The 11,237-nt window shown below is 66.9% G+C and carries 11 protein-coding genes and 1 pseudogene; 9 read left to right on the plus strand and 3 right to left on the minus strand.

Annotated elements, in window-relative coordinates:
- Both AC2VOP_RS06060 and AC2VOP_RS06065 read right to left on the minus strand, forming a co-directional pair.
- Window positions 1–436: pseudogene (locus tag AC2VOP_RS06060) on the minus strand (hypothetical protein); the annotation flags it as partial.
- A 333-nt stretch (window positions 437–769) separates the two neighbouring features.
- Window positions 770–1,444, minus strand: a complete 675-nt coding sequence (locus AC2VOP_RS06065) for a hypothetical protein (RefSeq protein ID WP_486960113.1) — start codon at window positions 1,442–1,444, stop codon at window positions 770–772.
- A 151-nt stretch (window positions 1,445–1,595) separates the two neighbouring features.
- On the opposite strand from AC2VOP_RS06065, the gene AC2VOP_RS06070 reads away from it, so the two are divergent.
- A complete protein-coding gene (locus AC2VOP_RS06070; RefSeq protein WP_486960121.1) occupies window positions 1,596–2,258 on the plus strand; it encodes a chymotrypsin family serine protease in 663 nt (220 codons plus the stop codon).
- 85 nt (window positions 2,259–2,343) lie between these two features.
- Window positions 2,344–2,559 carry a hypothetical protein gene (locus AC2VOP_RS06075; RefSeq protein WP_486960114.1) on the plus strand — a complete coding sequence of 72 codons (216 nt, stop codon included), beginning with the start codon at window positions 2,344–2,346 and terminating at the stop codon, window positions 2,557–2,559.
- A 75-nt stretch (window positions 2,560–2,634) separates the two neighbouring features.
- On the opposite strand, the gene AC2VOP_RS06080 is transcribed toward AC2VOP_RS06075, so the two are convergent.
- Window positions 2,635–2,835, minus strand: a complete 201-nt coding sequence (locus AC2VOP_RS06080) for a hypothetical protein (protein WP_486960115.1) — start codon at window positions 2,833–2,835, stop codon at window positions 2,635–2,637.
- Between the two features lie 670 nt (window positions 2,836–3,505).
- Here AC2VOP_RS06080 and AC2VOP_RS06085 point away from each other — a divergent pair.
- The 7 genes from AC2VOP_RS06085 to AC2VOP_RS06115 all read left to right on the plus strand — a co-directional run.
- A complete protein-coding gene (locus AC2VOP_RS06085; protein WP_486960116.1) occupies window positions 3,506–3,679 on the plus strand; it encodes a hypothetical protein in 174 nt (57 codons plus the stop codon).
- A complete protein-coding gene (locus tag AC2VOP_RS06090; protein ID WP_486960117.1) occupies window positions 3,676–4,344 on the plus strand; it encodes a GH25 family lysozyme in 669 nt (222 codons plus the stop codon). The genes AC2VOP_RS06085 and AC2VOP_RS06090 overlap by 4 nt, the downstream gene beginning before the upstream one ends.
- 543 nt (window positions 4,345–4,887) lie before the next feature.
- Window positions 4,888–6,366, plus strand: a complete 1,479-nt coding sequence (locus tag AC2VOP_RS06095) for a UDP-N-acetylmuramoyl-L-alanyl-D-glutamate--2,6-diaminopimelate ligase (protein WP_486960122.1) — start codon at window positions 4,888–4,890, stop codon at window positions 6,364–6,366.
- On the plus strand, window positions 6,363–7,889 hold the full coding sequence (locus tag AC2VOP_RS06100) for a UDP-N-acetylmuramoyl-tripeptide--D-alanyl-D-alanine ligase (RefSeq protein WP_486960118.1): 1,527 nt from the start codon (window positions 6,363–6,365) through the stop codon (window positions 7,887–7,889). The genes AC2VOP_RS06095 and AC2VOP_RS06100 overlap by 4 nt, the downstream gene beginning before the upstream one ends.
- Window positions 7,886–8,965 (plus strand): phospho-N-acetylmuramoyl-pentapeptide-transferase, encoded by a 1,080-nt coding sequence (mraY, locus tag AC2VOP_RS06105; protein WP_486960119.1) that lies wholly within the window; start codon window positions 7,886–7,888, stop codon window positions 8,963–8,965. The genes AC2VOP_RS06100 and mraY overlap by 4 nt, the downstream gene beginning before the upstream one ends.
- A 6-nt stretch (window positions 8,966–8,971) precedes the next feature.
- Window positions 8,972–10,462: a UDP-N-acetylmuramoyl-L-alanine--D-glutamate ligase gene (gene murD / locus AC2VOP_RS06110; protein WP_486960120.1), complete on the plus strand. Its 1,491-nt coding sequence runs from the start codon at window positions 8,972–8,974 to the stop codon at window positions 10,460–10,462.
- A 93-nt stretch (window positions 10,463–10,555) separates the two neighbouring features.
- Window positions 10,556–11,237, plus strand: a 682-nt coding sequence (locus AC2VOP_RS06115) for an FtsW/RodA/SpoVE family cell cycle protein (protein ID WP_486960123.1), incomplete at its 3' end; no start/stop codon positions are given.

Consider the following 11,237-nt stretch of genomic DNA (forward strand, 5'->3'; position numbering starts at 1 on the left):
TGCCCCCAGCGCTGTTGTCACCTGCGGCACCGCCGATACCGCCCGTGTAACTTTGCCCATTGAAGATGACGCTCGGCGAGTCACCACCGTAGCCCGCGGTGCCTCCATCGCCTTCGCCGCCTCCGGTGCCGCCGGTGGCATATGCCGAGACACCTCCACCGTTCACCGATGCGGTCGTTTCGCCGCCGTCCGTCCCGCCCGCGACACCGGACTGATCGTCGTATCCGCCGCCGCCAGCACCGGCGCCGCGCAGGACCATGTCGACCGAAGTCGCACCGGACGGGATCTGGACGGTGTAGGAGCCGGGAGTAGTGATGCTCACCAGTTGATCGCTGCCTCCAGTGCCCTGGTTCTGGAACTGCTGCATCAGGGACTGAGTCTTGTCACTAAGCTGCTGGAAGGTTGTTGCGAGCTGCGGGTAATTCGGTGTAGTCATAGCAACTCAAATTACCAGGTCGGATGCAGAAGAACCTGGGCTTTTCTAGGAATTTTTGCTGGGCAGCCTCGATGACGCTTCCATAGAGCGCCAGCAGGAACTGATCTTCCGTCAACTGAAAGTCGAAAACTCAAGGCACTGGGCCAAATGACCCAACTCGGCGGTGGGGTCCGCCTCAGCCGCGCGCTACCTGGCGGTCATCGACGAAAGATGACTCTGGCTAGAACCCGTCCACGCGCAGCGTTTCGCCACGTAGGACAGCCTGTTGCGGCCGAAACTTCGGGTCATCAGGGGTCATCAGCAGGCACCCGTAGGTGGGCCCGCGCCGCCTGCTCAGCCCAGCGCGCTCACCGCTGCATCGGCAGCCCCTGAGGGATCGATGCCGAACAGGGTATCCAAGAGCGTCATCGCGTGACTCCAGTCGGTGGCACTGCCGTCGAAAAGCGCGCCGCCCAGGTCGTTGAGCAAGGCCCCGTCCTGAGGGTCGGCCAGGGGAAGCCCGCCGATGTCGATGGGGCCGGTGGCGTCCGGGTTGAACAGCGGCACAGTGGTTGAGGTACCGAAGTTGAAGAGGTCGACGACTTCTTTACCGCCAGCGGCAGGCATCAGAAGCGACATCACAGCGCCGTCGTCCTGGCCGGGCTGAACGATCGCGGTCTCGAATCCAGAGAACCAGTTGTCTTGGATGCTCAAGTAGTCCGCCGTACCGACAGTGGACAGGGGTGTGTTAAATGTTTCGTCCGATCCGATGTCGCCGATCGGCGGCGTCGAGTTGCCGAAGCTGCCCGTGATCGGTTCACTGCCCAACCCCAGCGAATCACTCGGGTCGGAAAGCGTTGCGGCGGGCAACAGGCTGTCTGACCCATCACCGCCTGTCAGCGTCACGGCCCAGCCGTTGATGTCGGAAATAGTGCCATCGTCGGCGGACGCGGCACCAGCCCCGAACACCCCAGCGGCACCTGCCAACAGCGCCCCGACAACCCACTTGTGAACGCCAGGTACAGGCATCAGTATTCCCCTCGATATTCCCATCGGCCGCGATCAGGCGCGAGCGTGGCGTCACCCTACTCCTGAAAGCTGGGAGACAACAGGTTGTGACGAATGACCAGCAATCCTGTGGGCAGCTGCTTGGCAGTGCTTTACGGTGGGGTTGATGAGGATGGGATATGGCTGGCGGAGGGGCGTGTGTGTGCTCATCCCGCTACTGGCTGGTCTGCTGCTGGCTCCGACTGCGTCGGCGACGGTCCCGCTTGGCGGTGGGGCGGGCATCATGGTCGACGGCACTTTGTGCACCCTGACCACGATCGGTCACGACAAGGCCGGTGACCTGGTTGGTTTCACCGCCGCGAGTTGCGGTGGCCCCGGTTCCCCGGTCGCCGCGCTAGGTGGTGGACCAATCGGGAGCGTGGTGGCTGTCGAGCCCTCTCTTCTGAAATACGGGGTCATCAAGTTCGACCCCGCCGAGGTGGCCCCGACGGCCAACTTCGCTGGCTTCGCGATCAACGGCATCGGCCCCGACCCCGGATTTCGGCAACCGGCATGCACGGACGGCGCGGACACCGGCATTCAGTGCGGCGTAATCACCACTCTCCCCGGAGACGGGCCAGGCCGAAACATGGCCGAAGCTGTCTTCCAACCCGGAGACGAGGGACGCCCGGTGACCACCGATGACCTGCTGTTCGGAATGGCCTCTCGTGGTTGGACCTCCTGGGGTGGTTTTCGCGCGATCCCAGAGTCCACAGTGGTCTTGTTCAGTAGGATTCTTGACGACGTCAACGCCAAAGGCGGACCCGGCGCGGGATTCACCCCGGTCCCGGCCTGAGCGCATGGTCTCACCGGGCCAAGTTCCAAACACGAATCCGGCGGTACGATTGACAGCTAGGAAGTCACTACGCTAGCGTAGTTGAATGACCGCGGTCGCTTCAACCGCTCCAACCATGGCCGATTTGACTGCTGCCTATAACACCTTTGTAGCTGCTCTAAAGAGTCTTTCGGATGCCCTTTTGCAGGCGTTACTCGATCCGGATACATGGGGTGCGGCTGCCGAATTGGCTGATGCAATTTGGAATATAGTGTGGGCCGGCGTCGGAATGGGCGCGTGCATTCTTGAAGCGATTCCCTAGACTGCAAATAAAATAAATCGCAAGTTGCAAATAATCGACCTCAGTCACAACTCGCAGATCGTGTGATGTAGTGCGTCAACCGCAGATCGCGTCATGTACCGCATCCACGATTGGTTCGGCAACGTCGCCAGTCATACTGGCGATGAATTCCAAAGCATCGGGCGCATACGGCATTAAAGATGAGATCGCGTTCGCGACAACAGTACCAAGATTCAGCATATCAATCAGCAAGGCGATATCTGTGGGTGTAAGATTGGTGCCTGCTGACTCAGCCACCTGGCCAGTCTAGCGACATTTCTGCTAGGTGTCAATTGCTCGTTGCTCGGCTTGACTCACCTAAAATGCCCGCGAAACGCCCACGCTTCCCCCTCACTTTTAGGTGAGGCACCTCGTTGCCCGCCACCGGCCCGAACAACCTGGCCTGGTTGCGCAGTACCGCGGTCCCGGCCAGATTCTGCGCACCCCCGCTGATCGACACCGCCACATCCCGCAGCGCCGCACCCCGATCATGGATCACCTCCGGCCCGCGACAACGCCGCCGACAAACCACTGGTTAGGCCGGGGCGCATCGGCCAACATTCGCGGGATCACCGCCCCGGCGTGCCCGACCACATCATCGCCACGCACCTCAACCCGCAGACCGTCCGACCCAATCCGTAGTAGCCTGCATCTGACAGGTGCACTCCTCGTCTCGGCAATCGCGTGCTCGCAACACCGATTATCGTTGAGGCAGTGCACATTTCACGTTCACGACACCCACATAACACAACCGGGTGAAGAATCGAGGTTCGGTGACGCCCGCTGACTGCCGGTCGTCTCCGATCCGGCGCTCGGCCCCTGTGTACCGGCCCTGTTGTCTGCGGGGTGTTACCCGGTTAGACTCCCCAGCTTGCTGATCAAAACCACCTGGCTTCAGGCTAAGTCGCACTAATAGAGGAGTTGTGCGGTGAATAGGCAAGGTCGTCCGACCCGTGCCGGGGAGGTCCGCCGTCAAGCCGGAGCGGTCGCCACCGCGGTCAAAACCGAGGACGGGCTGTGCTGGCAGGTGCGCCGCGAGCATGACGGGCCGGTGAGGACCACCAAGCGCCTTGCCCACACCGACCATTGGCACCGACCGTGACGCTGTTCTACCCCGATTGCAGCAACAACAACTGGTCATCGACCGACGACGCCATAAACTTCCTGGAACAGCTTGTGCCCGAAGGTTTCAGCGGCATCTGCCACAAAGTCTCCGAAGGCAGCTACTACGAAGACCCCTACTGGCCGACCGTGCAGCACTGGTGCCGAAACCATAATCTGCCCGTCATCGGCTATCACTACGTCACCACCGACGACGCAGCCGCCCAAGCCCGCACTTGGACGGCCAACAGCGGCGGGCCGGTTGCGATGCTCGACTGGGAAGCCAACGGCGGCAATCTGGCCAACCTGACCGCCGTCGTCGACGCGCTCAACACCGCCGGCATCACCGTGCAGCTGGGCTACTACCCCCGCTGGTACTGGCAACAGCAAGGCGGCGGAACCCTGGCAGGACTAACCAACTACCTGGTGTCGTCGGGCTATCCCGACGGCGGAGGGTATGCCTCCACCATTTACGCCAACTCCGGTGCCAACACCGGCACAGGCTGGACGGCCTACGGCGGTGCCACCCCGGCCGCCTGGCAATTCACCAACCAAGCCCGCATCGCCGGACACACCGTCGACTGCAACGCCTACCAAGGCGCCGACCTCCGAGTCCTGTTCGGCACCACCCCGACCACCCCCACGGCCACGCCCGACGCGGCATAACCGCTGGTTACCACGCCATCCGCGCCTGGCTGGTCTCGGACCGTAAGGGGGTAGATTCCGGACTTGCAACAAACCTCCGCTGCCTATGCCGCAAACATCATCTGCTGAAAACGTTCTGGGGCTGGCACGACCAACAGCACCCCGACGGCACCATCACCTGGACCAGTCCCGCCGCGCAGGCCTACACCACCTATCCCGGTAGCCGGCTCTTATTCCCCAGCTTGTGTTTACCGACCGGTGAATTACCTTGTCCCACACCGCGGCAACAACACAGCGGGGATCGCACCGTGATGATGCCGCTGCGCAAACGCACCCGTACGCAAGACCGCACCCGACGCATCGACGCCGAACGCGCCCTCAACGACGCCCACGTCGCCGAACGCAACCGACCTCCGCCTTTCTAGCGTCATCTGAAGTGATTGCCGCTCGATCGGGCAACCGGTGAGGCCGCTGGGTAATCTCAGGGCGGGCCGCGGCGGACGGAGGTGATCTCGGGTGTCCGTTTTGTTGCGTCCCAGCCGCACCGCAGGTGTGTCACTGTCGATGCTGGTCGCCCGGACCGGTGCGGTGCCCGCCGACGGCGGTGCCGTCCCGGAGCGGCCGATTACCGGGGTGACGTTGCGCGCCCAGGACAGTCTGGCCGGCGATCTTTTTGCGGCGCTGCCCGGCTCGCGGACGCACGGGGCCCGATACGCGGGCCAGGCGATCGAGCGTGGTGCGGCGGCGGTGCTCACCGATGCGGCAGGGGTCTCCGAAATCGGCCCACTGCGCACGGTGCCGGTGTTGGTGCATCCCGCTCCGCGCGGTGTGCTCGGCGAATTGGCCGCCACCGTCTACGGGCATCCGTGTGAGCAGCTGACGGTCATCGGCGTCACCGGCACGTCCGGGAAGACCACCACGATCTATCTGGTCGAGGCGGGGCTACGGGCCGCGGGCAGGACGGCCGGGCTGATCGGCACGGTCGGGATTCGTATGGACGGCGCCGACCTGCCCAGCGCGCTCACCACCCCGGAGGCGCCGGAACTGCAGGCCCTGCTGGCGTTGATGGCCGAGCGCGGCGCCGACACCGTGGCGATGGAGGTGTCCAGCCACGCGCTGGCGCTGGACCGCGTCGACGGAATGCGGTTCGCGGTCGGCGGATTCACCAACTTGTCGCGGGACCACCTGGATTTTCATCCCAGCATGGCGGCCTACTTCGACGCCAAGGCGCGGCTGTTCGACCCGGCTTCTCCGTTGCACGCGGCCACCGCGGTGGTCTGTGTCGACGACGACGCCGGGCGTGCGATGGCCACGCTGGCCGGCCCGCCCGTCGTCACCGTCAGCACGACCGGCCAACCCGCCGACTGGCGCGCGGAGGACGTGGTGGCGGGCATCGATGGTGGTCAGGAGTTCACCGCTGTCGATCCGGCCGGCGGGCACCATCGAGTGGGCATCGGGCTGCCGGGCCGCTACAACGTCGCCAATTGTCTGCTCGCACTGGCGATCCTCGACGCGGTCGGGGTGTCGCCCGAGCAGACGGCCCCGGGCCTTCGGGATACCCGGGTACCTGGGCGGCTGGAGCCGGTCGACCGCGGCCAGGACTTCCTGGCGCTGGTCGACTATGCGCACAAGCCGGGTGCACTGCGGGCGGCGCTGACCACACTGCGCCGACCCGGGGGCCGGCTGGCGGTGGTGTTCGGCGCGGGCGGCGACCGCGACCCGGGCAAACGCACCCCGATGGGCCAGATCGCCGCCGAACTCGCCGATCTGGTCGTCGTCACCGACGACAACCCGCGCAGCGAGGATCCGGCGGCCATCCGCCGCACCATCATGGCTGGCGCGACGGAGGCGCACACCTGCGCCCGGATCATCGAGGTTGCCGACCGGCGGGCGGCTATCGACTACGCGGTCGGCTGGGCGCGGCCGGGCGACGTGGTGCTGGTCGCCGGCAAGGGTCACGAAACCGGACAGACCGCCGGCGGGCGCACCCGCCCGTTCGACGACCGGGTGGAGCTGGCGGCCGCCCTGGAGGCGCGCCGGTGATCCCGCTGAGCCTTGCCCGCGTCGCCGAGATCGTCGGTGGCACCCTGGCCGACATCGACCCCGCTGCGGCGGCACGTGCCCGGGTCACCGGGACCGTGGAATTCGACTCACGAAAGATCGCTCCCGGCGGGCTGTTCGTCGCGCTGCCCGGGGCACGCTCCGACGGTCACGACCATGCGGCCGCGGCGGTGGCGGCCGGAGCGGTCGCGGTGCTGGCAGCCCGCCCGGTCGGGGTGCCGGCGATCTTAGCGGCGCCAGTAGCGCCCGACGCGCACACCAGCAGCCGGGCCGGTGTGCTCGAACACGACACCGACGGGTCCGGGGCGGCGGTGCTCGCCGCGCTGGCCAGGTTGGCCGCGGCGGTGGCCGCCGACCTGAGAGCGAAAGGGCTGACCATCGTCGGGATCACCGGCTCGTCGGGCAAGACCTCGATGAAGGACATGCTGGCCGCCGTGTTGGCGCCGCTGGGACACGTGGTGGCACCGCCGGGGTCGTTCAACAACGAGCTGGGCCATCCGTGGACGGTGTTGCGCGCCGACGAAAGCACCGATTACCTGGTGCTGGAGCTGTCGGCGCGTCATCGGGGCAATATCGCGGCGTTGGCGGCCGTCGCGCCGCCGCAGCTTGCGGTGGTGCTCAACGTCGGCACCGCACACCTCGGCGAGTTCGGGTCGCGCCAGGCCGTCGCTGAAACGAAATCGGAGCTGCCGCAAGCGGTCCCGCCGTCGGGGGTCGTCGTACTCAATGTTGACGACCCGGCGGTGGCGGCGATGGCCGACAAGACCGCGGCCCGGGTGGTGCGGGTGAGCCGCGCTGGGCCTGCCGACATCTGGGCCGGGCCGGTGGCCCTCGACGAGCTGGCCCGCCCGCGCTTCACGATGCACACCGGCGCACACGGCAGCGTCGCGGTCGACATCGCGCTTGCGGTATCCGGAGACCATCAAGTGGACAACGCGCTGTGTGCGGCGGCGGTCGCGCTGGAGTGCGGCGCCAGTGCCGAGCAGGTGGCCGTCGCACTGGCCGGTGCCGGCCCGGTGTCGCGGCACCGCATGCAGGTCAGCACCCGCGACGACGGAGTGACGGTTATCGACGACGCCTACAACGCCAACCCGGAGTCGATGCGGGCCGCGTTGCAGGCGCTGGCCTGGATCGCCCACCAAAAGCGTGGCAGGCGCAGCTGGGCGGTGCTGGGTGAGATGGCCGAACTGGGCGAGGACGCGATAGCCGAGCACGATCGCATCGGCCGACTGGCGGTGCGCTTAGATGTGTCTCGTCTCGTTGTCGTCGGAACCGGGAGAGCTCTGAGCGCGATGCACCACGGCGCGGTGATGGAAGGCGCGTGGGCGGCTCGGGACAGGGGAGCCGTCATGGTCGCCGACGCCGACGTCGCCCTGGCGCTGCTCCGGGCCGAACTGCGCCCGTGCGACGTAGTGCTGGTCAAGGGCTCGAACGCGACCGGACTGACTGTGCTCGCCGATGCATTAGCCCACCACGACCCCAACGGCGAAAGCACACCCCGATGATACGGATCCTCATCGCCGCTGGCGTCGCGCTGACGGTGACGATCCTGCTGACACCCGTGTTGGTCCGGCTGTTCACCCGGCAGGGTTTCGGCCAGGAGATCCGCGAAGACGGCCCGCCCAGCCACCAGACCAAACGCGGCACGCCGTCGATGGGCGGGGTGGCCATCGTGGCCGGGATCTGGAGCGGCTACCTGGGCGCCCAGCTCGCCGGTCTGGCACTCGACAGCGCGGGACCGTCGGCGTCCGGCCTGCTGGTGCTCGGGCTGGCGACCGTGCTCGCCGCGGTCGGCTTCGTCGATGATCTGATCAAGATCCGTCGATCGCGCAACCTGGGCCTGAACAAGACCGCCAAGACGGTCGGCCAGATCACCGCTGCGGTGCTGTTCGGCGTGCTGGCACTGGGTTTTCGCAGCGCTGCCGGTCTGACGCCCGGCAGCGCGCAGCTGTCGTATGTGCGCGATATCGCCACCGTCACACTGCCTCCGGCGGTGTTCGTGCTGTTCTGCGTCGTCATGGTGACCTCGTGGTCGAACGCGGTCAACTTCACCGACGGCCTGGACGGACTGGCTGCCGGCGCCATGGCGATGGTCAGCGCGGCCTATGTGCTGATCACCGTGTTCCAGCACCGCAACGCCTGCGCCATCGCACCCGGCCTGGGCTGCTACAACGTTCGCGACCCGCTGGACCTGGCGCTGCTGGCCGCTGCGACCGCGGGCGCTTGCATCGGATTCCTGTGGTGGAACGCCGCCCCGGCGAAGATCTTCATGGGTGACACCGGATCGCTGGCCCTGGGTGGCGTGATCGCCGGTTTGTCGGTGACCAGCCGCACCGAGATCCTGGCGGTGGTGCTGGGCGGGTTGTTCGTCGCCGAGATCCTCTCCGTCGTGGTGCAGATCCTGGCGTTTCGCACCACCGGCCGCCGGGTCTTCCGGATGGCGCCGTTTCATCACCACTTCGAGCTGGCCGGCTGGGCGGAGACCACAGTGATCATCCGGTTCTGGCTGCTCACCGCGATCAGCTGCGGACTGGGCGTGGCCCTGTTCTACGGCGAGTGGTTCGCAGCGGTCGGAGGCTGAGCGGAAATGAGCGCCACCACTGCTGGGCTGATGCCGTTGGCACCCGGTGTGCCGGTGCTGGTCGCTGGTGCCGGCGTGACCGGGCGTGCGGTGCTGAGGGCGCTGCGGCCGCTGGGGGCGGCATTGACGCTGTGCGACGACGATCCGGCGGCGTTGCGCGCATACACCGGAGCCGAGGTCGCCACGGTGAGTTCGGCCGCGGCCGCGCCGGGCATCGGAGAATACGCCCTGGTCGTCACCAGCCCGGGATTCCCGCCGGGCGCACCGGTGCTGGTTGCGGCGGCACGGGCCGGTGTACCGGTCTGGGGTGATGTGGAGCTGGCGTGGCGACTCGATGCGGCGGGCAGTTACGGGCCGCCGCGGCGCTGGTTGGTGGTCACCGGCACCAACGGCAAAACCACCACGACATCGATGCTGCACGCCATGTTGACCGCCGCGGGACTGCCCAGCCTGCTCTGCGGCAATATCGGCAGCCCGGTGCTCGATCTGCTGTCGCAACCGGCCGACCTGTTGGCTGTCGAGTTGTCCAGCTTCCAGCTGCACTGGGCGCCGTCCCTGCGACCGGAGGCCGGTGTCCTGCTCAACATCGCCGAAGACCACCTGGACTGGCACGGCAGCATGGCCGCCTACACCGCCGCCAAGGCACGGGTGCTGCGCGGCCGGGTGGCGGTTGCGGGTTTGGACGACGCCCGTGCGGCGGGCCTGCTGGCCGGTGCCGCCGCACCGACTCGGGTCGGCTTCCGGCTCGGTGAACCGGCCCCCGGTGAACTGGGGGTGGTCGACGGGATGCTGGTAGACCGTGCCTTCTCCGGCTCCGCCGACGGCCTGGTGCTGGCACCGGTCGCGTCCATACCGGTACCCGGTCCAGCCGGGGTGCTCGATGCGCTGGCCGCCGCGGCGCTGGCCCGCTGCGTTGACGTGCCCGCGGAGGCGGTCGCGGCCGGGCTGGCGTCGTTCCGGGTGGGGCACCACCGCGCCGAACTGGTCGTTGTCGCCGACGGGATCAGCTATGTCGATGATTCCAAGGCCACCAACCCGCACGCGGCGGAGGCCTCGGTGCTGGCCTATCCGCGGGTGGTCTGGGTGGCCGGGGGCCTGCTCAAGGGCGTTTCCAGCGACGCCGTCGACGCCCTGGTCACACGCGTCGCCGACCGCTTGGCCGGCGTCGTGTTGATCGGCCGTGATCGCCGCCAATTTGCCGATGCGTTATCGCGACACGCGCCGGATGTCCCCGTTGTCCATGTGGTGACAAGCGACGATGCTGGTATGCATGATACTGCTGAGCCTATTGTTGCTCATGTGACAGAAGTGGTTGACACCGGCGACGTGTCCGTGAGCGCTGCGGTGATGACGGCGGTGGTGGCTGCCGCCCGTGACCTGGCCCGGCCCGGCGACACGGTCTTGCTGGCCCCGGCGGGGGCGTCGTTCGACCAGTTCACCGGTTATGCCGCTCGTGGCGAGGCGTTCGTTGCCGCCACCCGCGCTGCGGTTCGGTAGGTCGGCGTGACCAGCGTGACCAGCGTGCTGACTCGGTTGCTGGCCGGGCTACGCATTGCGGCGAGCAGATGCAAAAGTCCCCTCAGGCCGGGCATATTGGGGGTTTTTACGTCTGCTCGGCAGGAAGTGCCGCGCACCCGGTTCGGCACCTGGCTGAGCCGGCCGATGACGTCGTTTCACCTCATCGTTGCCGTTGCGGCGCTGCTGACCACCCTCGGCCTGATCATGGTGCTGTCGGCATCCGGGGTGCGCTCCTACGGTATGGACGGTTCGGCGTGGGTCATCTTCGGCAAACAGGTGCTGTGGACGGTGATCGGCTTGGCCGCCTGCTATCTGACGTTGCGGATGTCGGTTCGGTTCATGCGGCGTATCGCGTTCACCGGGTTCGCCGTCACCATCGTTTTGCTGGTGCTGGTGCTGATCCCCGGTATCGGCACGGTCGCCAACGGCTCTCGCGGCTGGTTCGTGGTAGCCGGATTTTCCATGCAGCCATCCGAGCTGGCCAAAATCGCCTTCGCCATCTGGGGTGCACACCTGTTGGCCGCCCGGCGGATGGAGCGGGCGACGCTGCGGGAAATGCTGGTTCCGCTGGTGCCGGCTGCTGTCATCGCGTTGGCGCTGATCGTGGCACAGCCCGACCTGGGGCAGACGGTGTCGCTGGGGATCATCCTGCTGGCACTGCTGTGGTACGCCGGCCTGCCGCTGCGGGTGTTCAGCAGTTCGCTGGCCGCGGTGTGCCTGTCCGCCGCGGTGCTGGCGATCTCCGAGGGCTACC

Source organism: Mycobacterium sp. TH-M106 (assembly GCF_057473765.1).